22 protein-coding genes are annotated in these 25,821 nt (G+C 55.6%); 13 read left to right on the top strand and 9 right to left on the bottom strand.

From position 1 onward, the window contains the following. Positions 1 to 22: 22 nt before the first annotated feature. The 12 genes from AC2FLJ_RS17980 to AC2FLJ_RS17925 all read left to right on the top strand — a co-directional run bounded on the left by AC2FLJ_RS17980 (position 23) and on the right by AC2FLJ_RS17925 (position 11,048). Positions 23 to 1,168 (top strand): TRAP transporter substrate-binding protein, encoded by a 1,146-nt coding sequence (locus tag AC2FLJ_RS17980; RefSeq protein WP_058275419.1) that lies wholly within the window; start codon positions 23 to 25, stop codon positions 1,166 to 1,168. 111 nt (positions 1,169 to 1,279) lie between these two features. Continuing rightward, positions 1,280 to 1,792, top strand: a complete 513-nt coding sequence (locus tag AC2FLJ_RS17975) for a TRAP transporter small permease (RefSeq protein ID WP_058275420.1) — start codon at positions 1,280 to 1,282, stop codon at positions 1,790 to 1,792. Positions 1,793 to 1,803: 11 nt separating this feature from the next. Then, complete coding sequence (locus tag AC2FLJ_RS17970; RefSeq protein WP_058275421.1) at positions 1,804 to 3,132, top strand: TRAP transporter large permease; 1,329 nt, start codon at positions 1,804 to 1,806, stop codon at positions 3,130 to 3,132. 12 nt (positions 3,133 to 3,144) lie between these two features. Then, complete coding sequence (hisD, locus tag AC2FLJ_RS17965; protein ID WP_109312497.1) at positions 3,145 to 4,452, top strand: histidinol dehydrogenase; 1,308 nt, start codon at positions 3,145 to 3,147, stop codon at positions 4,450 to 4,452. Then, positions 4,445 to 5,206: an SDR family NAD(P)-dependent oxidoreductase gene (locus AC2FLJ_RS17960; RefSeq protein ID WP_496696337.1), complete on the top strand. Its 762-nt coding sequence runs from the start codon at positions 4,445 to 4,447 to the stop codon at positions 5,204 to 5,206. Before hisD ends, AC2FLJ_RS17960 begins: the two co-directional genes overlap by 8 nt. After that, complete coding sequence (locus tag AC2FLJ_RS17955) at positions 5,203 to 6,183, top strand: zinc-dependent alcohol dehydrogenase (RefSeq protein WP_496696335.1); 981 nt, start codon at positions 5,203 to 5,205, stop codon at positions 6,181 to 6,183. Before AC2FLJ_RS17960 ends, AC2FLJ_RS17955 begins: the two co-directional genes overlap by 4 nt. Positions 6,184 to 6,206: 23 nt before the next feature. After that, a complete protein-coding gene (locus AC2FLJ_RS17950; RefSeq protein ID WP_496696333.1) occupies positions 6,207 to 6,617 on the top strand; it encodes a universal stress protein in 411 nt (136 codons plus the stop codon). Between the two features lie 47 nt (positions 6,618 to 6,664). Continuing rightward, positions 6,665 to 7,171: a sulfopyruvate decarboxylase subunit alpha gene (gene comD / locus AC2FLJ_RS17945; RefSeq protein WP_058275426.1), complete on the top strand. Its 507-nt coding sequence runs from the start codon at positions 6,665 to 6,667 to the stop codon at positions 7,169 to 7,171. Then, positions 7,168 to 7,725, top strand: coding sequence for a sulfopyruvate decarboxylase subunit beta (comE, locus tag AC2FLJ_RS17940; protein ID WP_058275427.1), 558 nt, complete (start codon positions 7,168 to 7,170; stop codon positions 7,723 to 7,725). The genes comD and comE overlap by 4 nt, the downstream gene beginning before the upstream one ends. Before the next feature lie 162 nt (positions 7,726 to 7,887). Continuing rightward, positions 7,888 to 9,186 carry a hypothetical protein gene (locus tag AC2FLJ_RS17935; protein ID WP_496707016.1) on the top strand — a complete coding sequence of 433 codons (1,299 nt, stop codon included), beginning with the start codon at positions 7,888 to 7,890 and terminating at the stop codon, positions 9,184 to 9,186. A 15-nt stretch (positions 9,187 to 9,201) separates the two neighbouring features. Next, on the top strand, positions 9,202 to 10,323 hold the full coding sequence (locus AC2FLJ_RS17930; protein WP_496707014.1) for a cytochrome-c peroxidase: 1,122 nt from the start codon (positions 9,202 to 9,204) through the stop codon (positions 10,321 to 10,323). Beyond that, positions 10,323 to 11,048 (top strand): MbnP family protein, encoded by a 726-nt coding sequence (locus AC2FLJ_RS17925; RefSeq protein WP_496707012.1) that lies wholly within the window; start codon positions 10,323 to 10,325, stop codon positions 11,046 to 11,048. Before AC2FLJ_RS17930 ends, AC2FLJ_RS17925 begins: the two co-directional genes overlap by 1 nt. A 39-nt stretch (positions 11,049 to 11,087) precedes the next feature. Here AC2FLJ_RS17925 and AC2FLJ_RS17920 read toward each other — a convergent pair whose 3' ends face one another. The 8 genes from AC2FLJ_RS17920 to AC2FLJ_RS17885 all read right to left on the bottom strand — a co-directional run bounded on the left by AC2FLJ_RS17920 (position 11,088) and on the right by AC2FLJ_RS17885 (position 20,578). Beyond that, positions 11,088 to 11,783, bottom strand: a complete 696-nt coding sequence (locus tag AC2FLJ_RS17920; RefSeq protein ID WP_109312619.1) for an outer membrane protein — start codon at positions 11,781 to 11,783, stop codon at positions 11,088 to 11,090. Positions 11,784 to 11,888: 105 nt separating this feature from the next. Beyond that, entirely contained in the window at positions 11,889 to 13,133 is a 1,245-nt protein-coding gene (locus tag AC2FLJ_RS17915) for a DUF3179 domain-containing (seleno)protein (protein ID WP_496696324.1), read from the bottom strand. Between the two features lie 62 nt (positions 13,134 to 13,195). Continuing rightward, a complete protein-coding gene (locus AC2FLJ_RS17910; RefSeq protein ID WP_496707009.1) occupies positions 13,196 to 14,863 on the bottom strand; it encodes a sulfatase-like hydrolase/transferase in 1,668 nt (555 codons plus the stop codon). A gap of 254 nt (positions 14,864 to 15,117) precedes the next feature. Further along, positions 15,118 to 16,077, bottom strand: coding sequence for a glutaminase (locus AC2FLJ_RS17905; protein WP_496707008.1), 960 nt, complete (start codon positions 16,075 to 16,077; stop codon positions 15,118 to 15,120). After that, complete coding sequence (locus tag AC2FLJ_RS17900; RefSeq protein WP_496707006.1) at positions 16,055 to 17,494, bottom strand: alanine/glycine:cation symporter family protein; 1,440 nt, start codon at positions 17,492 to 17,494, stop codon at positions 16,055 to 16,057. The genes AC2FLJ_RS17905 and AC2FLJ_RS17900 overlap by 23 nt, the downstream gene beginning before the upstream one ends. A gap of 304 nt (positions 17,495 to 17,798) precedes the next feature. After that, positions 17,799 to 18,875: a PLP-dependent cysteine synthase family protein gene (locus tag AC2FLJ_RS17895; protein WP_496707004.1), complete on the bottom strand. Its 1,077-nt coding sequence runs from the start codon at positions 18,873 to 18,875 to the stop codon at positions 17,799 to 17,801. Positions 18,876 to 18,941: 66 nt separating this feature from the next. Then, positions 18,942 to 20,003, bottom strand: coding sequence for a glutathione S-transferase C-terminal domain-containing protein (locus AC2FLJ_RS17890; RefSeq protein ID WP_496707002.1), 1,062 nt, complete (start codon positions 20,001 to 20,003; stop codon positions 18,942 to 18,944). A gap of 8 nt (positions 20,004 to 20,011) precedes the next feature. Then, entirely contained in the window at positions 20,012 to 20,578 is a 567-nt protein-coding gene (locus AC2FLJ_RS17885) for a hemerythrin domain-containing protein (RefSeq protein WP_282118908.1), read from the bottom strand. A gap of 352 nt (positions 20,579 to 20,930) precedes the next feature. Between AC2FLJ_RS17885 and AC2FLJ_RS17880 the strand changes: the two genes are divergently transcribed. Then, complete coding sequence (locus AC2FLJ_RS17880) at positions 20,931 to 21,965, top strand: AraC family transcriptional regulator (protein ID WP_496696313.1); 1,035 nt, start codon at positions 20,931 to 20,933, stop codon at positions 21,963 to 21,965. 729 nt (positions 21,966 to 22,694) lie between these two features. On the opposite strand, the gene AC2FLJ_RS17875 is transcribed toward AC2FLJ_RS17880, so the two are convergent. Beyond that, positions 22,695 to 25,688: a DUF8508 domain-containing protein gene (locus AC2FLJ_RS17875; RefSeq protein WP_496707000.1), complete on the bottom strand. Its 2,994-nt coding sequence runs from the start codon at positions 25,686 to 25,688 to the stop codon at positions 22,695 to 22,697. Positions 25,689 to 25,821: the final 133 nt, after the last annotated feature.

The raw sequence follows: 25,821 nt of genomic DNA, 5'->3' as shown, positions 1-25,821 counted from the left end.
TTTTTGCTTGGGAGGGCACTAAATGAAAAACGACAGAAATGAACTGGCGTCCGTCGAACGCCGTAATTTCCTGAAGCTCAGCGCCAGTGGGTCATTCACTGCAGCGCTGGTCGCAGGTGCAGGCGGCGTCCTTTGGTCGTCCGAGGCCGTGGCGCAGACAGCCAAAGAAGAAAGTGAGCGTGAAAAGGCCGCCGATCATGTCATGACGGTCGCGACCGCATATGTACTGGGCGCGTCACGTAGCTATCCGATCATGCAGCTTGATCTGAAAGAAAACATCCAGAACGCGACGAACGGCAAGGTGTACGTCAAACTTGCGCCGGGTGGTCAGCTGGGTGCCGGTGGTGCATTGGTGCAGAAAGTGCAGGGCGGAACCATTCAGGCGGCGCAGCATTCGCTGTCCAACTTCGCCCCGTTCGCGTCGACAGTAGACCTTATCAATATGCCGTATCTGTGCGGGTCGAACCAGCGGTTCACCAACCTTGTGCATTCCGACACATGGCAGAACGAAGTACACCCGAAAGTCGAGGCCGCTGGCTTCAAGGCCCTGTTCTATGTGGTGATCGACCCGCGCGTCGTTGCCGTGCGTCAGGGTGGTAATGCCATCATCACGCCGGGTGACATGAGCGGCGTGAAGTTCCGCGTGCCCGGCTCGAAAATGCTGCAGCAGTACTACCGCATGGTCGGCGCGAACCCGACACCTGTTGCCTGGGGTGAGACCCCATCGGCGATCAAACAGGGTGTTGCGGATGCGCTCGATCCGTCGGTCGGAGCGCTGTATGTGTTTGGCTTCAAGGACATCCTCAGCCACGTGACCTTTACGCAGGCCGTTCCGGACAGTCAGGTTTATTCGTGTAACCTCGAATGGTTCAATTCGATGCCGCCGGACGTTCAGGAAGGCATCATGTGGGGTTCGGAAATGACCAGCCATCAGAACCTTTCCAAAGTTCCCTCGGCCCGTGCCTTTGCCATGGCCGAACTGAACAAGGCCGGAGTGGAATTCCATTCGCTCAACGCGGATCAACTGGCTGAATGGGAAAGTGTCGGCGGCTACCAAAACGCCGATTGGGATCCGTTCAAGACAGAGTTGGCCGGGTCGATGGATGCATTTGAGAAACTTGTCGAGGCGGCCGGGACGCAGGGCAAGTACTACGTCCACGACGCATGACCTAAACCGGCGGGCGTCTTTTAGACGTCCGCAATCACTCAACAGCAGTCAGGCCTGAAAGGGCCCGAAACAGAAGGCCGCGCCTGACTGTTCTGTCGCCGAGGGAACACGATGACCTTACTCCGAAATATTGATCGCAACGCCGAGCGCTGGCTGCTGCTGGTGTTCTACGTGATGCTGGTCATCACCATGGCCATCGAGGTTCTGCGGCGCGAGATATTCGCTTATTCCTCGATCTGGGGAGAAGAAATCGTCCGGTATTCCTTCATCTATTTGGCCTGGATCGGTGCCGCGGCAGCGGTCAAGGAACGGGCGCATATCCGGATTGATGTCGTCATGCATTACCTCGGGCCGCGTCCCAAGGCCCTGCTGTACATCTTTGGCGATCTTGTGATGTTCGCCGTCGCTGTGATCGCGCTTTACTGGTCATATGAGGCGGTTCACGTCTCGGCCAAGTTCGGGTCAGTGACTGATGGCCTCCGGGTGTCCAAAGTCTGGTTCCTGATGGCGGTGCCGACCGGCTTTGCGCTGATGATCTGGCGCCTGATCCAATCGTTTATGCGTGACATCAAATCCCTTCGCGACGGCACGCCCGTCTTCGAAGGTGACAAGCTGTTTGACTGAGGGGATTTGAGATGCTCTGGAACACTCTCAATCAAACCGTAGAACTGGGCTGGGATTTCTACCTGCCCGTCATTCTGTTCGTTGTTCTGATCGCCATGGCTGTTCCGGTTTGGGCGGCGATTGGTTCTGCTGCCATCGTGATGTTGGTCATGTCGGGCGATCTACCGCTGAGTCTGGTGGGCGAGAGCCTGTTTACCGGGATCGACGCCTTTGCCCTGACCGCCGTGCCGCTGTTTATCCTGACAGGTGACGTGCTGGTCCGTACAGGTTTGTCACGTAAATTTCTGGATGTGGCTGAGGCGCTGACTTGCTTCGCCAAGGGCGGGTTTGGCTCGGCCACCGTTCTGGTTTGCGGCATGTTCGCCGCCATTTCGGGTTCGGATGCCGCTGGCGCGGCCGCTGTCGGTCGCATGACCATCAACCGGCTGGTCGAAAGTGGATATCCGCGCCCCTACGCCTGCGCCTTGGTCGCGGCCGGGGCCTGTACCGGCATCCTGATCCCACCGTCGATTGCCTACATCATCATCGGTCTGGTGCTGGGGATTTCCGCGTCGACCCTGTTCCTGGCTGCCCTGATTCCCGGTCTGGCCATTCTGGTTTCGATCCTGATCACCAACATCATCATGAACCGTCTTTACGCTTATGAGGGTGGCGGCTTGATGACGATGGGCGAGTGGCTGGCCAATTTGGGCAAGGCCCTGAAATCCGGCTGGTACGCCTTTATTGTGCCCGGGATTATCTTCTATGGCATCTTCTCGGGTCGCCTGACCCCAACCGAGGCGGGCGCTACTGCCGTGGTTGTCACCATCATCATGGGTTTCATCATGCGCACCCTGACACTGGCCGACTTTCCGTCGATGTTGGTCAGCTCAGCCAAGGTGAACGGGGTGATCCTGCCGATCATTGCCTTTTCGGCCCCCTTGGCCGAGGCGCTGGCGATCATGGGCGTGCCGCAAGGGTTCGTCGCCTCGATCACGTCGCTGACCGACGATCCGTACCTGCTGATCCTGCTGATGATCGGTATCCTGATTGCTGCGGGCTGCGTTATGGAAACGACCCCCAACATCGTGATACTCGCCCCGATCCTTAAACCGTTGGCCGATAACATCGGAATGAACGAAATTCAGTTCTGCATCATGATGATTACCGCGCTGGGTGTCGGGTTTATCACGCCTCCACTTGGCCTGAACCTGTTCGTCGTATCTGGCATTACGGGTGAGTCCATTCTGAAGATTGCGGCCCGTGCTATTCCATTCGTATTAACAATGCTGATCGTAGTTCTTCTGATTGCTTACGTTCCGGCGGTTTCGACCACTTTGCTTCCTGAAATCTACCAATAGGACCTACTGAAAATGCCTCGCGACTATCTGAAAAAGGCGACCCTGACGGCTCAATCTCATGCCACGGAAGTGCATGATACAGTGAAGACAATCCTTGCCGACATTGAGGCTGGCGGGGATGCCAAAGCGCTGGAATATGCGGTCAAGTTCGACAAGTTTGACGGCAACGTGTTGATGACCGCCGATGAGATCGAGGCCGCCTGCGCGCTTGTCCCCGAAAGGCTCAAGGCGGATATTCGGTTTGCGCACGACAACGTTCGCCGGTTTGCTGAAACGCAGAAATCCACGGTGTCTGACGTTGAGATGGAAATTGTCCCGGGCTTCGTCGCTGGCCAAAAGGCCATCCCTGTGGACGCGGCTGGCTGCTATGTGCCCGGCGGACGCTATAGCCATATTGCCAGCGCGATCATGACGGTCACTACGGCAAAGGTTGCCGGGTGCCGCCACATCACAGCCTGTTCGCCGCCACGTCCGGGTGAAGGCGTGGCGCCTGCGATTGTCTATGCAGCGCATATCTGCGGTGCAGACAGCATTCTGGCCATGGGCGGCGTTCAGGGCGTGGCCGCCATGACCTATGGTTTGTTCGGCCTACCGAGCGCAAATATTCTTGTGGGCCCAGGCAATCAGTTTGTGGCCGAGGCTAAACGTATTCTCTATGGCAAAGTTGGCATCGACATGATTGCCGGGCCGACGGACAGCCTGATCCTTGCGGACGGTTCCGCAGATGCGCATGTAGTTGCCACCGATTTGGTGAGCCAGGCGGAACACGGGTACAATTCTCCGGTTTGGTTGGTGACGGATGACCGGGACCTAGCGCAAAAAGTCATGGAGTTGGTGCCAGCACTGATCGAGGATCTACCTGAACTCAACCGGGAAAACGCCTTCGCTGCGTGGCGCGATTATGCCGAAGTCATCGTCTGTTCAGATCGTGAAGAAATGGCGGCCTGTTCGGACGACTATGCGCCCGAACACCTGACCGTTCAGGCCGAGGATCTGGATTGGTGGCTGGGTCGGTTGACCTGCTATGGATCGCTGTTTCTGGGTGAAGAAACAACAGTGTCCTACGGTGACAAGGCGACTGGCACGAACCACGTTCTGCCGACATCCGGCGCGGCCAGCTATACCGGCGGCTTGAGCGTTCACAAGTACATGAAGATCGTCACATGGCAGCGCGCTACACGCGAAGGCTCGAAATCCATTGCCGAGGCGACCGCTCGTATTTCCCGGCTGGAAGGTATGGAAGGGCATGCGCGGGCTGCAGACGTGCGCCTTGCCAAATATTTCCCTGACGAACAGTTCAACCTGACCGCCGATGAATGATCCGCGCGCGTTGTTCGATCTGACCGGGCGTGTCGCTTGCGTGACCGGCGCAAGCGCGGGCCTTGGACGTCGAGCAGCGCTTGTGTTGGCCTCAGCGGGTGCGTGCGTCGTTGGTGTCGCGCGTCGACCGGAAGCACTGGCAGATTTGCAAGCTGAAGGGGGCGACAGCGTGGCCACAGTTGTTGCCGACGTGGCCGATCGGTCGCGCATGGCATCGCTCACCGAAGAGGTCTCAGCCAGTTTTGGCGCGCCGGATATCATTGTACATGCGGCGGGCATCAACATGCGCGAAGTGGCCGATGACGTGACCGCCGAAGGCTGGGACAAGACGCTTGAGCTGAACTTGAGCGCCCCGTTCTTCCTAAGCCAGGCATTGGTGCCTGCGATGAAAGCTCGGGGGTGGGGGCGGATCGTGAATTTCGCCTCGCTTCAGACCACGCGCGCTTTCCCGGGCGGTATTGCTTATGGAGCCAGCAAGGCCGGGGTTGGGCAACTGACGCGGGCCATGGCCGAGGCTTGGTCCGCTGACGGTATCACTGCAAACGCCATCGGGCCGGGGTTTTTCCCGACCGAGCTGACGCAGGCCGTTTTCGATGACCCCGACCGGGCAAATCGTAACGCGGCGCAAACCTGTATGAACCGGAACGGGCAGATTGAAGATATCGATGGGCCGATCCTGTTCCTGTGCTCACGGGCGTCCGACTACGTCACAGGGCAAGTTTTGATGGTCGACGGAGGGTTTACAGCGAAATGAAAGCGCTTGTTTATCAGGGTGTTGAGCATTTGACCTATGAGGACGTATCAGATGCTGCGCCCGACATAGGTGAGCAATTGATCCGGGTCGAGGCCGTTGGGATTTGCGGCTCGGATATGCACGCCTATTTGGGTCACGACGCGCGCCGACCTGCACCGCTTATTCTGGGTCACGAGGCCGCAGGGACGATTGTTGGAGGTCCACGCGACGGTACGCGCGTAACGATCAATCCTTTGGTCAACTGCGGTGTCTGCCCGGCGTGTGAGGCAGGTCGGGAAAACCTGTGCCCCAGCCGGCAGATCATCTCGATGCCACCGCGTGAAGGGGCTTTTGCCCAATATGTGGCCATGCCAGATGCAAATCTGGTTGAGGTGCCGGACCACGTATCATTTCAGCAGGCCGCTTTGGCTGAGCCATTGGCGGTTAGCTGGCATGCGGTTCGTTTGGGCCTTGAGGCGCTGCATCAGGGAATGGCGCGTGATGCGTTGGTGATTGGCGGCGGCGCGATTGGTGTGGCGGCAGCTTTGGCACTGGCAGCGGCCGGCGTTGACGATATTGTCATCATCGAACCGAATGATATGCGGCGCGCCTATTTACAGAGTTTGGGCTCTTTCAATGTGGTTGAAGCCACGGATGATACGTTCTCACTGGTTGTTGACGCAGTGGGGTATTCTGCGACCCGTGCTGCCGCTTCCCATCACGTTCAGCCGGGCGGCGTTATCGTGCATGTTGGGTTGGGTGAGGATGCTGGCGGTTTGGATATACGTCGTATGACCTTGCAGGAGATCACGTTTATCGGCACCTATACTTATACTGCCGAGGATTTCAGAAAAACCGCGCAGGCGATTTTCGATGGCCGTTTGGGCCCGTTGAACTGGATACAGGAACGGGCCTTGTCTGAAGCTGCCGACGCTTTTCGCGATTTGCGGAAAGGTGCTGTGGCCGCACCTAAGATCATCCTCGCACCCTGGGTCTAGTCCAGGCAGAAACGGAGGTATTCATGTATAAAAAAATTCTCGTCCCAATGGCGCTGGATCATGGGATTTCGCCGCACACTTTGGAAATCGCCAAAGCCTTGTCGGCAAAAGGGGCCGAGATCGTGGCCCTGCACGTCTACGAGATGCCTCAGGGCTCTGTCAGTGCCTATCTCGACAAGGATGTCGTCGCCGAAGGCTTTCGCGCGGCACGCACCTTGTTGCGGGAAAAAGTTTCGGGGCTTGAAGGCGTTCAGGCCGAGATTGTCAAAGGTCACACGGCTCGCACGGTGATCGACTTTGCGACACAAAACAAATTTGACTGCATCGTCATCGGTTCGCACGAACCGGGCGTCAGCGACTATTTTCTGGGATCGACCGCCTCGCGCGTCGTCCGTCATGCGCCTTGCGCCGTGCATGTGCACCGCAGGCTGTAACCCGTCAATCGCGCCTATAGCGCCCAAACAGGATTTACATATCGGACATGAACATAGACAAAAAGATCACCGACGATCTGGTGGCCAACGACATCTCATTTGTCACCACGGTTCCGTGCAAGCAATTGGCCGGCGTCATCGACGAAATCGACGCGCGAGAAGACATCTTTCACATCCCGTCGAACAAAGAGGATGAAGGCATGGGCCTGTGTGCTGGTGCCTGGATGGGCGGCAAACGCCCCGCGATCATCATGCAGAACACGGCCATTGGCGTAACCATCAACACGTTGGCGACGCTGATCCAGTATTACCGGATGCCTTTGCCCATGTTGATCTCATATCGCGGAGAGCTGCGCGAACCCGTCGCCTGCCAGGTCGAGATGGCGGTGCATACCAAGGCGCTTCTGGCACAGATGAACATCCCGACCTACCACTTCCATCATCAGGCAGATGTCGAGGAGCTGGATGCGATCCTGAAATACACTTTCATGTGCAACAAGCCGGTCGCCATTCTGACCGACGCCAATTTCTGGGGAGGCTATGGCGACCAATGATCCGTTCTGAAATCCTGAAAGAAATCGCCCCGATCCTGCGAGATCAACTGGTTGTTTGCAACATCGGCATTCCCAGCCAGGAGCTGCACGCCATCGACGACCAGCCCACCAATTTCTACATGCTGGGCACTATGGGGTTGGCCTCAAGCATCGGCCTGGGTCTGGCCTTGTCTCAGCCAAAGCCGGTCATCGTAATCGACGGTGACGGGTCCATCCTGACCAACCTCGGCACCTTGCCGACCATCGCCAACAACGTGGCTGACAACTACATCTTGCTGATTGTCGATAACGGATCTTATGGGTCGACCGGGGATCAGCCGACTTACGCGGGCAAAAAGACATCGCTGGCGGCTGTGGCGCAGGCCTGTGGTTGCGAGAATGTGGTCGAGTGCCAGGCCGAAGACACTGGCGCCGCATTGCAGGCAGCGCTCGACAGCGGCCAAATGACAATCATCGTCAGCAAGTGCGAAAGCGGCAATGCCAAGATGCCGGTAATCACGATGGACCCGGTTGTGATCCGCGACCGCTTTATGAAGGCCGTCCAAGCGTCATAAAGAAGTCGACCTGCAGGTATTCAGCTTACGCCGTCCCGTTCGGGGCGGCGTTTCTTTGGTCGATTGCACCCCAATTTGATGCAGTTTCCTGAATGTGATATGACGCTACGTAAAGTGAATTTCAAAAACATTTTTAGAAGTTTCATCGCAAGGGGGGAAATTATGAAATTCAAATTGCTTGCGCAAAGCGTACTTTTCGGTGCCGGGCTGTTGATGGTTGGCCTAACGCCGGCGCAATCTCAGACCCGCGAGGAAAGTCAGGGCATGGTTCTGCTGCGCGGTTTGCCGACGTTGGATACAAATCACAGCATCGCGATTGTCGAGCTGGATCCGGAATCCGACCAGTTCGGAGAGCTACTGAGCGAAGTTGAACAGCCGGATATTCAGCATCCATTGCATCACCTCTACTACAGCCCGAACGGGCGTCTCTATTCGACCGGGTTGGACCCGTCCTGCAGCCTGGCCGAGATCGGGCTGTCCCGCGATTCCAGCGGAACGCCTGTGATCGAAGGCTTTACCTGTCTGGATACCCAAGGGCAGATCGTTGGCGAGGACATTATGTGGGCCACGTCGAACGGGCAGGAGTATATGTTCGTAACCTTCATGGGTGGCACTGGGGGCGATGATGGCGGCTCGGTCGGTGTTTTCGACACTCAGACAAATGAGGTGGTCAAAATTATCGAAGCACGCAAAAGCCAAGTCGGCGAAGGTGAGCCATATATCATGTACCCACACGGGATATCTGCGTTCGACGACCGCATGGTGGTCACCTCGACGATACATCCCGATATGACGACTGGCGTTGGAAATGTGTTGACGATCATAGATCTCAACACGCTTGAACCCATTCAGAACATCGTTGTGGAAAACGAAAAGCCGTTGAATTTTCCGTCTTCACCGGTCGAGGTGCTGTTCGCGCGGCCTGACATGCACGCTGACATTGAACCGGCCATTCTGGCCAACACGATGTTCGGGTTCGAGACCTGGAAAATCCCCTATGACGCCGGTTCCAAAACCTTTGGTGAAGCCGAAGTCATATATAGTGGCGTGGCCAATGAAACCGCCGTTCCGCTGGAATTCTATGGCACTGAAGATGAGCTATTCATCTCTCATGGGCTGCCGGGTGTCGTGAAGCGATATGAATTGGCTGCACTGCCCGAGCTTGTGTCCAGCGGGCCGGATATCGTTGCCGATCCGGGTGCACATCACATGATCTTTTTCACGTCCGCTTCGGGCCGGGACCTGATCGCCGTTCAAAATAACCTGCTCAATCTGGGCAACGCGGCTGATGACGACCCAACGGATGTGGATTTTATTGCTGACCTGAACGCACACACGATCACGATCCACGATCTTGAGACAGGTGAACGTATCGCCGAGGTCAATTTCAAAGAACGCTACAACAAAGGCGTGGACAACGTTGAAGGGCTGTTCGGTTCGGGTTTTGTGCACCACCATTAATGCTCTGGGGGCGTTATGCTTCGGGTGTTTTTGACAGCAGCCGTCGCTGTGGTGATCGCGGCGACGGCGTGGGTCTTCTGGGACCGCGCACGCGGGCCGACGGCGACGCCGATTGCTGGCTTCTCGGCGCCTTTTGTTTTCGGACGCTTTGCTGTGCCCCCGGACAACCCGCTGACGGAAGAGGCCTTTGCCCTTGGGCGTCACCTGTTCTACGATCCGATCCTGTCCGGCAACAATCAGGTCTCGTGCGCGACATGCCATATGCAGGCCCTTGCCTTCACTGATGGTCTGGCAAAGTCGCCCGCATTGTCGGGCGGAGAGCTGGAGTTCAGCTCCATGAGTTTGACCAACCTCCTTTGGGGGCAAGAGCGGTTCTTCTGGGACGGTCGCGCAACGTCGTTGGAAGCGCAGGCGTTGATGCCGATTCAACACCCGGACGAGATGGATCAGGACTTGGATGCGCTGATCACCGAACTGCAAGCATCCCGCGATTATCGACGGATGTTCCACAAGGCATACGGGGAAGTCAGCGCTGAAAACGTGGCCCGGGCATTGTCGACCTTCATGCGAATGCTGATTTCGTCGGATTCAAAATACGACAGGTTTCTGCGTGGCGAAGTGCGTTTGACCGTGCAGGAAGAACATGGTCGCAAACTATTCATGGCGCATCCGGACACCAAGGTTTCATTGCGTGGTGGGAACTGCATCGACTGCCACAGCCAGTTTTTGACTTCCGGGTTTCGGGACGCATTGGATGGGTTTTCAAACAACGGCCTGGAGTCCGATGACGACCTGCCGGATGGTCTGATGGCTGTGACAGACAATCCGGCGCACAAGGGCTTCTTCAAAGTGCCGACACTGCGCAACATCGCAGTAACTGCGCCCTACATGCATGATGGTCGGTTCGAGACGTTAGAAGAGGTCATGGATCACTACAATGACGGGATTGTCGTCAGCGATACGCTCAGCCCTTTGATCCTTGAGGCCGACAATGCACCAGAGGCCGGGCAGGGCACTGTGGGCCTGCGTATGACGCCCGACGAAGTGCAGTCCATCATCGCGTTCCTGCACACGCTGACGGATGAGGGTTTTCTGACAAACACACAGTTATCCAATCCTTTCGGAGGAGACGGCTGATGCGTATTTGGATGACGGGGCTTGCGATACTGTTGTTCGTTGGCGGAGCGCTGTTCTTTGCTCTTGGTCCGCAGCGCACCACGTCGATCACTTTGACCTTTCACGCGAAGATGGGTGAACATCCGTTGGTATTTGATGAGTTCTTGTACGAAAACCCCGGCGGGCCTGGCACGTTCAGGGTTCGTGACTTTCGGCTCTACCTCAGCAACCTGACCCTTTCGCAAGATGGGGCACTGTTTGCTGAGCCTGACAGCTATCATCTGCTCCGGTTCGACAACCCGGAAACAACCCATTCGCTCAGGCTGAACGACATTCCCGTGAGCAGCATTGAGCAGGTCCGTTTCATGATCGGCGTAGACCCAGAAGCCAATGGCTCGATCCAAGCGCGCGGGGACCTGGACCCGAACAGCCAAATGGCCTGGAATTGGGAGGTCGGCTATAAATTCGTCGTGATGGAAGGAACGCTGCGGATTGGCGAAGAGGTCTCGCCGTTGGTCTATCACGTTGGGTTTTCGGAAAACGCGCGCGAGGTCGATATCCAGTTGCCACCGGATATCGTTGTTGAGGGCGATGTGGACCTGCACATGAACGTCGATGTTGCAAAGCTATTTGACGGGCCCACGCAAGTCGACCTGCGTATGCTCTCATCAGTCAAATTCAACCGCGAAGACGCCGCCATGCTGGCCGACAACTACGCGGTCATGATCACCCCGATGTTTAAGTGACTTTGGACCGGGTAAGGTTTGAAGGGCTAAAAGAGCCCCTCAGAACCGATAAGTCGCACCAATCATGGGGCCGGACTGTTCGAACGTGAAATCGTTGCCGTCAATCTCGTGATCGAAAGAGATATAGCGATAACCGCCGCGGATCACCCACCTGTCGTTGATTTCATAATCCGCAGTCAGCAAGACCTGCCATGTTTCGCTGTCGCTGCTGAAGCCGCCGTAATCAAAAAAGCCAGTGCCAGACCATCTGTCGTTGAATGCGACGCGGGCTCGAACGCCGATGACCGGGTCTGTCCAGCTTTCATCGACACTGACGGACCGGCCGGGGGCTGCTCCGGGAAGGACGGTGAAATCGGTCTGCGTCCGGAACCAGCGGAAACCGCCGACCAGGTCCACGTAGGACGTATCTGTAGTATAAGCCCGGTAGCCTACATAACCGCTGAAAAATTGCGTTGTGAGAGAGGTTTCAAGACCAGAGCTTGCCGGACCGGGCGTGTCATTGCTGAAAGAGACGTCCACATAGTTGTAGTCGGCCAACAGTGACCAGCGCCCATTCGATGCACCAAAGACGCCCATGAAGGCCAGATCGAGATTTTTTAGTGCGTCAGAGAAGCTGAGCGTTCCATCAACTGTGCCGCGGGCTGTTTCCTGCGTAACCTCCGTTTCAGGCATGAACAGGTATATTGTTGCCTCATAGGACCAGTCGGACTGCTGCGCCACAGCGGCAGTTGTCATTGGAATCCAGGTCGCCACGGCCCACGCAGCGGTTGTTATTGCCCTCTTAAAGACCATTTTGATCCTCCGTTTGTTCCAATTTGGCAATCTGATCTGATTGCTCACTCATTCAGCGGCTTCGCCAGACTGTTGTACGCGCGCACCGACACGGTTGATATCGGTTTCCGGAAAGAACTCGGACCAGACATGCCAGAATACACCGGCACGCAGGGTCTCGACGCGTTGCAGTTTTCCCTGATCCGACATCCCCCAGAAATCGCAGCGGGTGATGGGCTGGCCTTTGTCATTGTACCAAACGCCAAGGCTTTCGTACTTTGGGTCCAGACTGACAACCACGTCTCGTCCACCGACATTTGCGTTTACGATCCAGTCATTCTCGACCACGAAATCATCGGTCCAGCAGGCGGCATCATTGCCGATCGTGATCCCCCAGACATAGGACTTATTCGGAAGCCGGTCGTCCGATCGGTCCATATTGTCCATGACGGGCGCATCTTCCTGATGCTGGCGCGCGATCCCCCAGCCAAACGTAATTTCCGTCACCATATCCAGCAGCCGCAAAAACGGGTTCGGCGAGGGCGTGTTCAGATACACCTCGCCATCGGGAAACGCTTTTTGAAATCCGCGGAACGTCATCCGATACGTGGGCCAGGGCTGCATCTTTGCTTCGGGGCGCACAGGGCAGGCGGGCCCATCCGCGCCAGTATCGCGATCCGTCTCGCGAAACCCATAGATCTGCTGGATGGGTTCCCCGGTTTCGTTGTCCCGCAGGATCAGGTTGTTGCCATGTTGGGCCAGAACTTCAAGATCCAGGCGGTTGCCCTCGATGCGTGGGGCATAGCCTTGCCCAAGGTTGGCCATCGCGCAAAAGGTCATGACGATATCTTCGCCACCCAGCCCGTCAGCATTGCCGGCCAAGTGGGGTCGCATGATTTGCGCATCGGGATGCGCGCGGGCGTGACCATTGTTTTCAATAACGATGACCGGCGCGGTCGGGCCGATGAATTTTTGCGCCTCGGCAATAGGAAAGAAGGCCGCAGTGTTGAGTTGGTTCCTCAGCCCCAGATGGACCCACACATAGGGAAATCCATACAAAACCAAAACTAGCAGCGCCGCAATCAGCCACAGCCAGAACGGGCCGCCGCCCAGAATGAAATGCGCAAGCGTAGCGACGGCAAATCCGCTCAACCCCACTGCGATCAGGCGGTATTCGTGTCGGATAAACCGGATCATGTTTTTGCGTTTAACCTTAAGCACCATTTGCGAAATGTCGCCAAGATCGCGGAAATAGACGAACCCGATACCCAGTGAAACGACTAAACCCAGAGCGAAAATGATGTTTCCTGCCATATGCTTATCCTATTTTCGGGTTCCAATAGACCGCCTGCAGGAAAACCGCGGGCGGTCAGGAATTATTGCTGCGGTGACGCGCGTTTTATGAGAAACGCATCTACGGCTAGCTGGGTTTCGGGGCGGGTGTTTTCGATCCCCTCGTAGGGCGCGCCATATGCTGGAGGCACATCCGGGAATTTTTCCTTTCGTGCCATGTGACGACCCAAGATGCGCACAAATTCCTGGCCGCCCCATGCGCCAACCTCGGTCGAGACTGAAAATTCTTCACGAGTATCTCGATAGAGGTCAAAGAACTTGGCCGCGATCGGGTTCTTGCCCGGAGGCGGCAAGATGAGTTTGAGCTGATCCTTGACGATCGCCTCGGGTTTTTTGTCCGAATAGATGATCACGTGATCGCGACGCGATTTGGATTCATCGTCGAAAAGTAGCGCAGCGGATTGATCCACTCCGTCAATCAGGCGGTCGCGCGGTATGAACTCATCAGCACCGGCAAAGCGCGACAAGGTGGTATAAAGGTCCGAGACGTGGATGATACTGTTGAGCAGCCCGTCCGCTTCGATCATGCCGGGCCATCGGATAAAGGCGTCAACTCGTACGCCACCTTCAGTGGTGTCGGCCTTGCCGCCACGGAAGATCATCGGTGTGAACCCAGATTGCGGTGAATATTTGGTAAAATGGCCGTTGTCGCCCATTACAATAACGATGGTGTTCTCAGCCAATCCAAGCTCGTCAATCTTGGCAAAGAGATCTCCAAGCCATTGGTCAAGTAGCTGCATTTTGTCGACATAAAGGCCGCCATTTGCGCTTTTTGGTCCGGTCCGGCCGGTCCGTGTGTTGTCCAGTGGGATCATCGGCCAGTATTGCAGGAAGAACTGATCCTCGCCACCAGCCAAGCGCTCTAGTTCTTCCATGGTCTTGTCTTGGAAGGCTTGGTTCATCTCGTCATACTTGGCCGCGTTCCAACGTTCGCCGGGTTTCATCCTAATTTCGCGGATGGGACCCCCGGCCTCGCCTTCAATCACGGTCATCATGGCCGAGGCGTCGGGGCGGAACCACTTGTCGACAGTATACTTGTCGTCATAATCGTTGATGGCTACGGAAACCTGCTCCTTAATCGCGTCATCGTGGAATATGGTTAACTGCCCCTGCTGATGAATCGCATGCTGGGCATAGTCAAACCCCTGATTCATTGCCCAGCTTTCTGAAATGTCACCCATATGCCATTTGCCAACATGACTCGTGGAGTAGCCGGCCTGCTTAAGCACTTCAGCGAGTGTAATTTCGCCACCCGGCAGGCCTTCTCCGGCAATATCAACTTGTGTGTTCCCCATACCCATACGGACAGGCAGGCGTCCGGTCATTTGTGCCACGCGCGTCGGCGTGCACGATGGTTCGGTGTACATCCGAACCATCCGCATGGCCTGATCCGAGAAGTCATTAATGTTCGGTGTTTCATACCCGCGTATTGCATTCAGCTCTGGGATGCCCATATCCCCAAAGCCCAAGTCATCGATCAGCACACTGACGATATTTGGAGGGTTTCCACCGTTACTTTCCCGAAACGCAGCTAATGCTTGGTCAACGGCTGCGTCATCTTGGGCCCATTGCGATCCAAGCTGTGCTTGAAGGATATAGAATTCCGCATCGTGTTGAATTGGGTTTTCCTGCGCTTCAGCCGATAAGGCAGCAAAGCCCATCGACAACACAAAAACACACTGCAATTTCATTCCAATCTCCCCTTCAGAATACCGACTCCACGGCGCAGGCTGTTTGTCATATTGAAACATTATTATATTTGCTGTTGAAACGCTACGCCGCAAAAGCCGGGTGGAGGTAACCTCTAGATTTCTTGGGAAAGTCCGTCACACGCCGGCCGTATGCCACGTGTCTTAGCGGCTGACAGGAGGAACCCCAGAAGGTTGACCAAAACCACGCGAAATGTACAAGAGAAGCGGCGTGAGTGAACCGTGTGTTTCGGCAATCAAACACTTGGCCCAAACACCGACCATCCGGTCGCGCGGACCAGTTCCTGAAATGCAATGCTTGCCAAATGAGAGTTGCCTTTTGCGTCCAGTCCCGGGCTCCATGCTGTGACCGCTGCGACGCCAGGAACGATACACAGGATGCCGCCGCCGACACCGCTTTTGGCAGGAAGTCCGACGCGGAATGCAAACTCGCCCGAGGCGTCATAAGATCCACACATCATCATCAGCGCAGTCACTCTGCGGGCGCGCTGCGCGGACAGAACGGTTGAACCGTCTGCAGGGTTCTGGCCTGCGGCGGCCAAATAGCGGCCCGCAACCGCCAACTGACGACACGACATGGCGATGCTGCATTGGCGGAAATACAGCGACAGAACATCTTCGACCGGCGCTTTTAGGTTTCCCTCGGCTTTCATGAAATGCGCAAGCGCCCTGTTTCTGGACCCTGTCCGCATCTCGGAGTCTGCAACGGCTTTATCCACCTGAATGGACGCATCCTCTGCGAGCGTCCGGCAAAGGTTCAGTACATCGTTGACCGCCTCATCAGAGCTTCGGTCTTCTAGCAGAACGTCGGCCACGACGATGGCGCCGGGGTTAATAAACGGGTTTCTGGGAATTCCACGTTCATGTTCGAGCTGGACGATTGAATTAAACGGATCGCCCGAAGGTTCGCGCCCCACACGTTGCCAAAGGGTCGCGCCCACATGTTGCAGGGCCTCTGTCAGCGAAAAAACCTTGGAAATGCTTTGAATGGAAAACAGCGTGTCCGCATTTCCGGCCGAAACAGGCGCGCCGTCAATGGGCGCGACAGCGATGCCGAACTGGTTCAGGTCAACGCTGGCAAGTTCGGGAATATATTGGGCGACCTTCCCGCGTTCCGACATGCTGGCAACGCGATCGGCGATGTCATCCAAAATGACCTGCAACTCACCGGTTTCAACCACGCTGGGTCTCGGCATATGCCTCCTCCGTCCAGACTGAGTGATCCACGCCTTTGTCAAATTCAGGGAATTTGCTTGCCACAAAGCGGGGCTCAAGATTCTGTCTGCGCTGTGTGAAATAGTCCACGGTCAGTTTGTACACCGTGCCCGATAGCAGCACGATGGCGACCAGGTTGATGGTTGCCATTACGCCCATGGCTGCATCTGCAAAATTGAACACTGTGCTGACCGCTTGCACCGCGCCCCAGACGACCATGGCAAGACAACCCAGGCGCAAGATGTAGATTGGCACTTTGCCTTCCAGCTTCAGAAACGTCATGGCGTTTTCTGCGTATGAGTAATTGCCCAATATCGACGTAAAGCCAAAAAACACGATTGCGATTGCGATAAAATGGCGGCCGATCTCACCCAGATGGACCGCTGCCGCATCCTGAGTTAGACGCATACCGGTGGCCCCGTCTGGTTCGATGGCGCCAGACAGCAGGATCAGCAATGCTGTCGCGGTGGCGACCAGTATCGTATCCACGAAACAGCCAAACGCCTGAACCAAACCCTGGCTCGACGGGTGGTGCGGAGCCGGTGTGGCAACAGCCGCGATATTGGGGGCCGAGCCCATGCCAGCTTCGTTTGAAAACAACCCGCGCTTTATACCATTGAGCGCTGCTGCCATCACGCCACCTGTGACGCCGCCTGCTGCTTCCTGAAGGCCAAAGGCCCCTGCAACGATAGACCACAGCATTGCAGGCACCTGTGGCAGGTTCAGGACAACGACAACACAGGCCAGCAACAGGTAAAGCCCGGCCATGAGCGGCACGACGATTTCGGCAAATCGCGCAATGGTTCGGATGCCGCCAAAGATGACCACAGCAGCGGCAGCCGCCAGCGCCAGACCAGCAATCAATTTGTTCAACCCGAACGCGCCTTCGAACGCCTCAGCGATTGAGTTGGATTGGACGGCGACAAAAACCAGGCCGAAACTGACGATCAGGCAGATCGAAAAGATCACACCGGCCCAAGGCGCGTTCAGGGCATTGGCCATGTAAAAAGCAGGACCGCCACGGAACCGCCCGTTCGAAGACGTGACCTTGTAAAGTTGCGCAAGAGTGCTTTCGGAATAGGCTGTGGCCATCCCGACCAAGGCTACGATCCACATCCAGAAAATTGCGCCGGGGCCACCCAGGGTCAAAGCCACGGCGACACCGGCCAGGTTTCCGGTGCCAACGCGTGACGCCAGACTAACGGTCAGTGCCTGAAACGGTGTAATTCCGCGTTTGTCAGTGGACTTGGACGAGGTAAGGACGCGGATCATCTCGCCGAAATGTAGAAACTGCAGCGCACCCAGACGAATGGTGAAAAATATGCCGACGCCGAGCAACCCGTAGATCAGGACGTAGTTCCAAAGAATAGAGTTAATGCCGTTAACAATTGCTTCCATCGTCCGCCTCCTGAGAACTTAGACCGTTCGAAAAAGCAGCTAAAATACGATGCTTATTCGTCCATCATGCACGAAGGGAGGGTTGTTGAGTCAAGCTTCAAACCCGAAAATCGGCGAAACGTCCCGACATATACAATTGATTTAACGATGAGAATTCATTCGGGTGACGACTTTTTGCGCGGCTTCAACTACAGACTGGCCTGCGTGTTTCGAAGGTTGTGAGCGCGCTGCGAAAAGGGCTTTCGGGGCGCAGATCGTCCCGAAAGCCATAGTCATAGAAGCGTCCAGATGAAGTGTGCTTTGCCTATTCAGCGGCCATCTGTGCCGAAGGTGTCGACATCGAAATCACGCGCTCGTCTTCGGTCATATCTTCTTCGATCCCGTCGAAAAGTGGTGTGGAGAGATAGCGCTCGCCCGTGTCTGGCAACATCACCAGAAAAACGGAACCTTGCGGAGCTCGCTCGGCCACTTTCATAGCAACAGCAAGCGTCGAGCCACCAGATATTCCCGTAAAAATCCCTTCTTCCGACGCCAGCCGTCTGGACCATTCAATCCCCTCGGCACCGGGGACAGGGATCAATTCATCATAGTAACCCTTGTCGATCGCCTCTTGCAGAACCCATGGGATAAAGTCTGGGGTCCAGCCCTGAATGGGGTGAGGTTCAAAATTCGGATGGCTTTCCGTGGGTTGGTGGCCCTCGTTGCGGGTGTTTGTATAACCCGATGACACAATCGCCGCGTTGGCGGGTTCTGTTAGGATGATTTTCGTGCCGGGGCGCTCTGCGCGAAGAACGCGTGCGACACCGGAAACGGTCCCGCCGGTGCCATAGCCGGTGACCCAGTAATCCAGCCGCTCACCTTCGAAATCTGCCATGATTTCTCGGGCAGTGGTGTTCTCGTGAATATCGGCATTTGCCGACGTCTCGAATTGGCTGGCCAGAAACCATCCATTCTGTTTGGCCAGTTCCTTGGCTTTGACATACATGCCAAAGCCCTTTTGCGCGCGCGGCGTCAGCACGACCTTCGCCCCCAGAAAGCGCATCAGCTTGCGGCGTTCTACCGAGAAGCTGTCGGCCATGGTCAACACCAGAGGATACCCTTTGGCAGCACACACCATCGCAAGGCCGATCCCAGTGTTGCCTGATGTGGCCTCGACCACGGTCTGGCCGGGTTTCAGCCGCCCGTCACGTTCCGCCGCCTCGATAATGTTCAGCGCCAAACGATCCTTGACCGAAGCTGCAGGATTGAAAGCCTCGAATTTCACATAGACCGTCACATGCGACGGCGCGATCTTGTTGATCCGAATGCAGGGCGTGTCACCTACGGTATCGAGAACACTGTCATAAAGCCGTTTGCGTCCCTCAGTCTGCCGAATGCCCATGGCAATATCCCTCTCTTGGTTGGAAAAATCCGTGCCAGTTTATACCAAGTTCGCTGCTTCGGCGCTTTAAACATTTGTCTTGGGAATGAGCGGCGGAGTCACACGCTGGACCGTCAGTTCAGGATGCCCATAGGCTTCGGGATATGCCATGGGAACAAACGGGCCTGCGGGAATAATACCATTCCAGCTTCGGCCGAAGTACCCTTGCCGACAGTGATCCAGTGAACTGCTGTTCGCCACCCCGGGCAGGTCATGGACGCGACAAAGCCAGCGCCAGAGATGCGGGTAGTCAAGGATCTTGGCGCCGTTCAGCTTCATTCGCACGTAGTAAACAGGGTCGTGGCGGTAGAGCGTCGGGAAAAGGCGCAGATCGACTTCTGTAAATCGCTCCCCGGTTAGAAAAGGTCTGCAATCGCTGGCCAAGCGATCTTCCAACTGCGCCAATGTCTTGAAGTAAGTCCCGAAACTGGTGGCATAGACGTTTTGATCAGACGAGAACCCGGCCTTGTATGCCCCGTTGTTGATGGCGGCGTAGATTTGCACGTTCAGTTCGTCAATTTCAGCCCGGATCGCAGGATCATCCGGGTAGAGGTTGGGCCGGTTGGCTTCATTGCAGTAGCTGCCCAGCAGCGCCGCATTGCCATTCAGCATTCGAATGATCTCGGCGCTTTCATTGTTCACGATACGGCCGGCTATTTTGTCATACAGGATTGGGACTGAACGTTCTTCTGAGCCTTCAGCCCGGTAAATTTCGCGAACCAACCTGAAACCTTGTCCCGTTGCGGTTTCCAAGGTGCATTCAGGCAACGTTGCCCCAGTTGCTGAAGCAACAAGCTCGGGGGCGAACTGCCAGTTGTTCGGACCCTCTGGGTCGTCTTCTGTGGTGCGATTGGGAAAGGCCACATCCATCGAAATGCTGTCCTGCAAACCCAACACATTGCGCGCCAGCGTCACCCGATGACACCATGGGCAATTCAGCGCAACAAACAGGTGATAGCGCCCTGGTTCAGCCGGGAACTCTGGATCGCCGATAGCATGTCGGAATCCGCTGACGCCGCGCACGAACTCTCCTCGTGCGCGGCGTTCTGAGGCATGGGCCTGATCTTCCTGTTTGGAATGGTCGGTCATGCGTGGCCTTATCCTCTTAGGCGGTGGTGCAGGATGATCGGAACCGCAAGGTCTTCCTCATCGCTCAGGTGGCGTTTCAGAAAGGCCTCGATGGCTTCTGAGGTGTCGCGCAGAGATCCGACTTCGGATCGGGCCTGAGCCTCATCCAATTGGATGAGCTTGATCACACGATTGGCCGTCCTTGTGTATTGGTCAAGGACCAGATCGAGGTCGGCATGGTCCTTTTCCAAAACCTTCAGTCCGGCGTCAAAGCGGGAATCCGCGGCAGAAAGCTCGGGGAAGTAGCTATGATCTTCCCAACCGTGATGGCCGTGCAAGTTTCCAACAAGCGCGTTTCCATAATAGGACAGGCGCGCGGCGTACTCTTCGGGGGACAGGTCCTTTTCAAGATAGCTTTCTGCATCAGAGCGAACCAGCCGGGCAAGGCGCCGAAACATCAGATGGGCACCCAGCCAATGGCGGGTTTTCTCGGTGAAGCCGGGGTGTGCTTCCCAGCTGTCGCGTGGATATTGTTCGAGCAAGATCTGCATCTCGCCCGGCATATCGGCGGTGCGAATGTCGTATGTATCAAGCATGCGCTTACTCCTTTCCGCAGACATGTGTGTGCTGAAAACTCGCACCGTTAGGCTCAAAGATGCACAGTTGGTGTCTATCTCTGCACATCGTCAAAAGTTGTGTCGATCAAATCGGCTATCTTGCATGGCGCGTTCAATCTTAAGATTGTCACGTCGGCGGGTGCCAATGGAGCGAAGGTGACCCCGGTGGCGCAGGGCCGCAAGATTATGCGGCAGCAGACATTCGTTTGCCTGCCCTTCTAGCGGCAACCAAACGATTGCTTGGCATAGCTTTTGCAGCCTGTCTATTATCGCCCAAAACACAAAGCGCCTAGGTTAAATGGGGCGTTTCAGTCTCGGGCGGTATGGCAACATGAGTGAGAACAAATTGAATTCTGATAGCGAAACTTGGAATGTTCCAGGTTTTGGCGTGCATCACATTGCCAAGCTTCTGGAAAACCGTGGTTCGGATATTGTTACGCTTCTGAGATCGGCCAACCTACCCGTTGATCTCCACGAAACACCACCGGATATTGTTGATGTCCGGAATGAGCTTCGCCTCCTAGAGCTTGCCATTGAAGAGACCGGGGACCCCCTATTTGCAATCTCAGCAGGAAGAACATTTAACCCCCGAAAAACGACACTTCTCAGCTACGTCGTTTTGAACTCTCCGACCGCTGGCGACGCAATTGAGAAGGCAGTGACCTACGCGCGCCTGGCGCGGGGTTTCGCCAAATTGTCGTTTTATGAAGAAGAGCGTGGCATGTTCTTGGAGATAGATTCCATCGCTGAACTAATGCGTTCTGACGGAGCTCATAATGAGTTTCGAATATCCGCTTTCTTGACCAGTATTCAGATTGCAGCTGAAGCGCCCTTACCAGTCCTTGAGATACGTTTTCCGCATGAATTGACCGAAGAAAGGCAATCCGAAATCTCCGGTGCTTTAGCGGTCAATATCAAACAGAGTCAAAGGGTTCCGGGTATCCTGTTTGACCAGACAGTGATGGATATTCCGATCAAAGATACAGACCCCGCATTGCTTCTGCATCTTGAAAAACATGTGCAAACTTTGATGAAGGATTTGCCGCCCGCAATCGGCGAAACAAGTTCTTTGGTGCAAAGCGAGATTACGTCGCGACTGTCTTTTAACGCTCCCACACAAGATGAAATCGCGAAGACGCTGGGGATGAGCATCAGTACACTCGGACGCAAACTTGCCAAAGAAGGCACAACCTACAAACAACTGCTCAAAGACATTCGCGCAAGGCTGGCAGAACAGTATCTTGATGACCCCAAGCTAAGTCTTTCCGATATTGCTTTTGCGCTCGGTTACTCTGATCAGGCTGCGTTTACCAATGCCTACAAGACCTGGACGGGCCAATCTCCGGGTAGTGTTCGAACAGTTTAGGTTGATCTCAGGGCATGCAACTCGGTTGTTACAGTGATCTCGGGCAAGAAAGCGGATGCTGATCTACTGAAACGTAGCCTCAGGCATCCGCTTTTTATGTGTCAGCGCGTTTATGAGAAGGCATCACTGCATGAATCACAAGAGTCGGAATTCGAAAGCTCTGGTGTCAACTGGAAGCCGGGGCCGGACAGATTTACGGTTTGTTGGTCGATGTCACCCAACGGGTGCGCCGAGGACATTCCAGCACTTACGATCAGTGCGAACACGGTAGCAGATGCAATTATTACTTTTTTCATTTCTTGGTCCCTTTCGGTTGAGCGTGCTTGAAACGCTTTGTGTGCATTCAATTTGGCATTCTGCGGCTCAGGTTTATTGCGATTGCACGTCAAGGTTTTGAGAAAAGACATCAAGCTAGCGTCGGTTCGCGTCGTCGCCTTGAGAACATTGATCAACACGGCATGGGGTCGCTTTGAGCCCATTTTGATCAATGCTGTGCAAGGCGTGAATGGCCGGTAGCCATAACAAAGCTGCGGATGGAGTTCTTACAGGTCGTCAGATGGGATCAAACCTGCACGGTTCAGCAGCCAGGCTTTTTTTCGCAACCCACCACGTTCACTAAATCACTTAGGCTAAAATTCTCTGTTCGAGTTCTTTGGTGTTCGCGATGCGGTTGGATCCGGCAGTGGTATGCCACACGGTGGTACAGGGGTGACCCCGTGTGGCATTGTCTTACGCAATCAAGTTTTGGTCGATCACCTCGAACGAGAATTCGTCGACTGTAAACATGGTGTCGTCGATCGCTGACAGCTCTACCGCATCAAAGGTTTTGCGCCCGAGTGAGCCCGAGAAATCACCGTCGTCGGCATCCGCCACCATGGTGCCGACAAGAACACCGTCATCGTAGAAGGCAACCTCGACGTCACCGCTGCCGTGACTGTCGCCAAAGCTAAAGATGAATTCCACCGCTTCTAGGTCCGTGTCTTCCAGCGCAATTCTGAGGCTTTCGTCACCGTCAACCGATGCAGCATCGCGGCTAAACAACGAGTCGTCGAATGAGAACACGCCAATCGCCCCATGCTTGATCGCGACCAGTTCAAAATCGGTCGGATCGACCGCATCTACCTTGATACCCACATCCGAAAACGTCAGGCTGTTCCGAACCGGACCAAGCTTGTCGACATCCACGTCTTCGCCATCGATGCTCTCAAAGGCTTTGGTTTTGAACCAGCGACCGGCCTCGAACTCAACCGCCAAACTCTGGGTTTCTGGAATGAACAGGCTTGCCACCATGGGATCGTGATCCGAGGCGCGCCCGCTGGTTGCGGCGAACTCTGAATTGACGTGGACGATGTCAACCTGTGCGCCGGAATGCAGATCCTCGGACACCAGAATATGATCCAACGACTGGCTGTTGCCCTGAAACTCAAAGCTATAGCGTTCGTCTTCCGGGATGTCGTTTGTCAGGTTGACGAGGTCGGTATTGGCCTCAAGGCCGGCTACGGGTGAGACAAATTCAAACTCGTTGAAGTCACCCAACACAACCGTATTAGCACCATCACCCAGTCCGTTAACAAAATCCTGAACAGCCTGGCTCTGGGCCTGGCGCTCATCCAGACTGCCGTTCACATCAACGTCTACTTGGCGAGCGGCAAAGTCCTGTTCGGTTCCCAGAATAGGCGCAGAACCACCTTTGGATGAAAAGTGATTGTTGACCACCGTGACGGTTTCACCGTTGAAAACAAAATCTGCGACCAACGGCAATCGTGCGCCCTCAAAGGCCTCGCCTTCACCTTGCCCACTGATGGTCTGCACGGATCCTTCCACTAACGAGACACGATCAGGATTGTAGAGAAAGGCGGTTCGGATGTTGCCGCCGGGCTGACCCCCGGATGTTCCGTCCCCGATAAAGGGGTTGTCGATCACCTCATAAGCCGGACCACCCGCCGCCAGAATAGCCGCGGCCAGTTCCGCCAGGGTTTCCGACGCCGAAACGGTTCCGTCATCGTCCGAGCCCGAATTGTCCTGCACCTCTTGCAGACCAATGATGTCCGGGCTGTTGAGGTTATTGGTGATCTGCTCGGCAATGGCGGCAAACCGACCGTCGGCGACATCTTGGTCGCCGTCGCCATCATTGGGGTCGAGATTAAGAACATTGTATGTGGCAATCGTCAGCTCGTTGCTTGAACCGGCGAGGGTGGTCGTTTCCTGTTCCAACCCTGCTGACTGGATATTCGGTGTAAAATCCTCGGTCGGCAGGATTTCGTAATTTCCGAAACTATAGCCCACCACACCCGTGACGTCGCCAAGGTGATCGCCGACATTCACCGTGGGAAAGTCGAAATCGAAAATTCCACTGTCTTCGTCGATCTGGATTTTCTCAGGATTGAAGTCATCTGGTGAGATATTGAGCGTGCCCCGCTCAGAAAGACCGGTTGCGCCACTGCCCTGATCGGCAACCGCAAAGATTTCACCGAACCGGCTGGTTCCGCTGACGGCTTGCAAATCCGTTGCAGTCACGCGCATCCCTTCCAGGCTTTCGAAGAAGTCGATGCCATCCTGGGTTGGATCGAATGAGGCAAACGCATCATCGTCGATGCTTTGGTTGGGCACCGCTCGCTCACCCGGATCATTGCCAATCAGAACCGCTTCGGGCAGCGCATTGCCCGATGACTGCACCTCGAGGTCAAAAACATTGGTCAGTTGGGTGGTCGGCAGGTTGCCACTGCCAGTGCCGCCAGGAAAGAATTCGGCAACGGTTCCGCCCACGGAAATGGCGTCACCTACTGACACTATAGGGCTTGATCCGGTGAACACGAAAATCGCGTCCGAGGTCGCATCGTTTCCGTCGCCTTCCGGATCCTGAAGATAGAATCCGTTGGAATCTACCGCAGTGACGATGCCACTGGTTGAAACCATATCGCCCAGAACGTTTGATGGGCCGGCAGGCAAGTCCTCGAAGAATTCGGCAACCGTTTGTCCATCTGCCAGAACAAATTCAGACACATGGCCTGAGCCCTGTATTTCATAGATTGACACTATTTCGATGTCGCTGGCCGAGATGGATACCTCGACAACAGGGGCCAGAATACCGTCAAAGGCGGGATCGCCCGAGGTTACCGTGTGCTGAATGTCCGCGACCTCGGCTGCTTCGGGCAGATCGTCGTCAACGGCCGTGACTATGACCTGTTGTGGCTGATCAAAATTGGTCGCGTCAAAAACCAATTCGGTTGGTGCAACGTCAAGATCAGCTCCTGCGGCTATGGTGATCGTGACGGGTTGCTCGGGCGCGACAGACAACGTGACTTCATAACTATCCGCCATGCCCCCTTCATCGGCCGCCAGGTCCAGATCATTTATGATGACCGATGGTGAAGGCGCGGCATCCGTGACCTTAAAGCCTGCAGGCTCAACATCTTCAATTCTGGAATTGTCGGTCGTCCAGTTGGCGGGATCGTTAATGGCGGCCTGCAATTCAGCTTTGGTACCGGTAAGCGGGCCGGAATAAACACCGTTATCGGTTTCGGTGAGGGCGATTGCGCTGGTGCCGACTGTCAGCCCCGAGGGCAGTGCAGACGTATTCGACGATGTTGCGTCAGCCTCATATCCGTCTTCATTGAAATGAACCGATGCGACAAAACTGGGCGTGTCGTCATCACCCTGATACGCGTGGATCTGATCGCCGCTGGCCGAAAAGTTTGGCCCGGTAAATGCGGGGTTTATCACTGTACCCGCAGCGATGTTCGCAGGTGCCGTCCAGACGAATATACCCTCACTGCTGCGTGTCCGTCATCGAATGATTTGGAACACGAGCGTTTGATTGGCTTAGGAGGATCAGGCTCGCCGTAGTTTCAATCTA

This window comes from Ruegeria sp. CDSA034 (assembly GCF_059612275.1).
The sequence above is the reverse complement of the archived record's forward strand: the minus strand, read 5'-3'. Positions and strand labels throughout refer to the sequence as shown.

Coding starts and splice junctions, on each gene's coding strand:
- AC2FLJ_RS17975 (WP_058275420.1), top strand. CDS start 1,280: ATGACCTTACTCCGAAATATTGATCGCAACGCCGAGCGCTGGCTGCTG.
- AC2FLJ_RS17930 (WP_496707014.1), top strand. CDS start 9,202: ATGCTTCGGGTGTTTTTGACAGCAGCCGTCGCTGTGGTGATCGCGGCG.
- comE (WP_058275427.1), top strand. CDS start 7,168: ATGATCCGTTCTGAAATCCTGAAAGAAATCGCCCCGATCCTGCGAGAT.
- AC2FLJ_RS17900 (WP_496707006.1), bottom strand. CDS start 17,494: ATGGAAGCAATTGTTAACGGCATTAACTCTATTCTTTGGAACTACGTC.
- AC2FLJ_RS17880 (WP_496696313.1), top strand. CDS start 20,931: ATGAGTGAGAACAAATTGAATTCTGATAGCGAAACTTGGAATGTTCCA.
- AC2FLJ_RS17935 (WP_496707016.1), top strand. CDS start 7,888: ATGAAATTCAAATTGCTTGCGCAAAGCGTACTTTTCGGTGCCGGGCTG.
- AC2FLJ_RS17885 (WP_282118908.1), bottom strand. CDS start 20,578: ATGCTTGATACATACGACATTCGCACCGCCGATATGCCGGGCGAGATG.
- AC2FLJ_RS17955 (WP_496696335.1), top strand. CDS start 5,203: ATGAAAGCGCTTGTTTATCAGGGTGTTGAGCATTTGACCTATGAGGAC.
- AC2FLJ_RS17920 (WP_109312619.1), bottom strand. CDS start 11,783: ATGACAACTGCCGCTGTGGCGCAGCAGTCCGACTGGTCCTATGAGGCA.
- AC2FLJ_RS17910 (WP_496707009.1), bottom strand. CDS start 14,863: ATGAAATTGCAGTGTGTTTTTGTGTTGTCGATGGGCTTTGCTGCCTTA.
- AC2FLJ_RS17915 (WP_496696324.1), bottom strand. CDS start 13,133: ATGGCAGGAAACATCATTTTCGCTCTGGGTTTAGTCGTTTCACTGGGT.
- AC2FLJ_RS17950 (WP_496696333.1), top strand. CDS start 6,207: ATGTATAAAAAAATTCTCGTCCCAATGGCGCTGGATCATGGGATTTCG.
- hisD (WP_109312497.1), top strand. CDS start 3,145: ATGCCTCGCGACTATCTGAAAAAGGCGACCCTGACGGCTCAATCTCAT.
- AC2FLJ_RS17895 (WP_496707004.1), bottom strand. CDS start 18,875: ATGGGCATTCGGCAGACTGAGGGACGCAAACGGCTTTATGACAGTGTT.
- AC2FLJ_RS17905 (WP_496707008.1), bottom strand. CDS start 16,077: ATGCCGAGACCCAGCGTGGTTGAAACCGGTGAGTTGCAGGTCATTTTG.
- comD (WP_058275426.1), top strand. CDS start 6,665: ATGAACATAGACAAAAAGATCACCGACGATCTGGTGGCCAACGACATC.
- AC2FLJ_RS17970 (WP_058275421.1), top strand. CDS start 1,804: ATGCTCTGGAACACTCTCAATCAAACCGTAGAACTGGGCTGGGATTTC.
- AC2FLJ_RS17980 (WP_058275419.1), top strand. CDS start 23: ATGAAAAACGACAGAAATGAACTGGCGTCCGTCGAACGCCGTAATTTC.
- AC2FLJ_RS17890 (WP_496707002.1), bottom strand. CDS start 20,003: ATGACCGACCATTCCAAACAGGAAGATCAGGCCCATGCCTCAGAACGC.
- AC2FLJ_RS17960 (WP_496696337.1), top strand. CDS start 4,445: ATGAATGATCCGCGCGCGTTGTTCGATCTGACCGGGCGTGTCGCTTGC.
- AC2FLJ_RS17925 (WP_496707012.1), top strand. CDS start 10,323: ATGCGTATTTGGATGACGGGGCTTGCGATACTGTTGTTCGTTGGCGGA.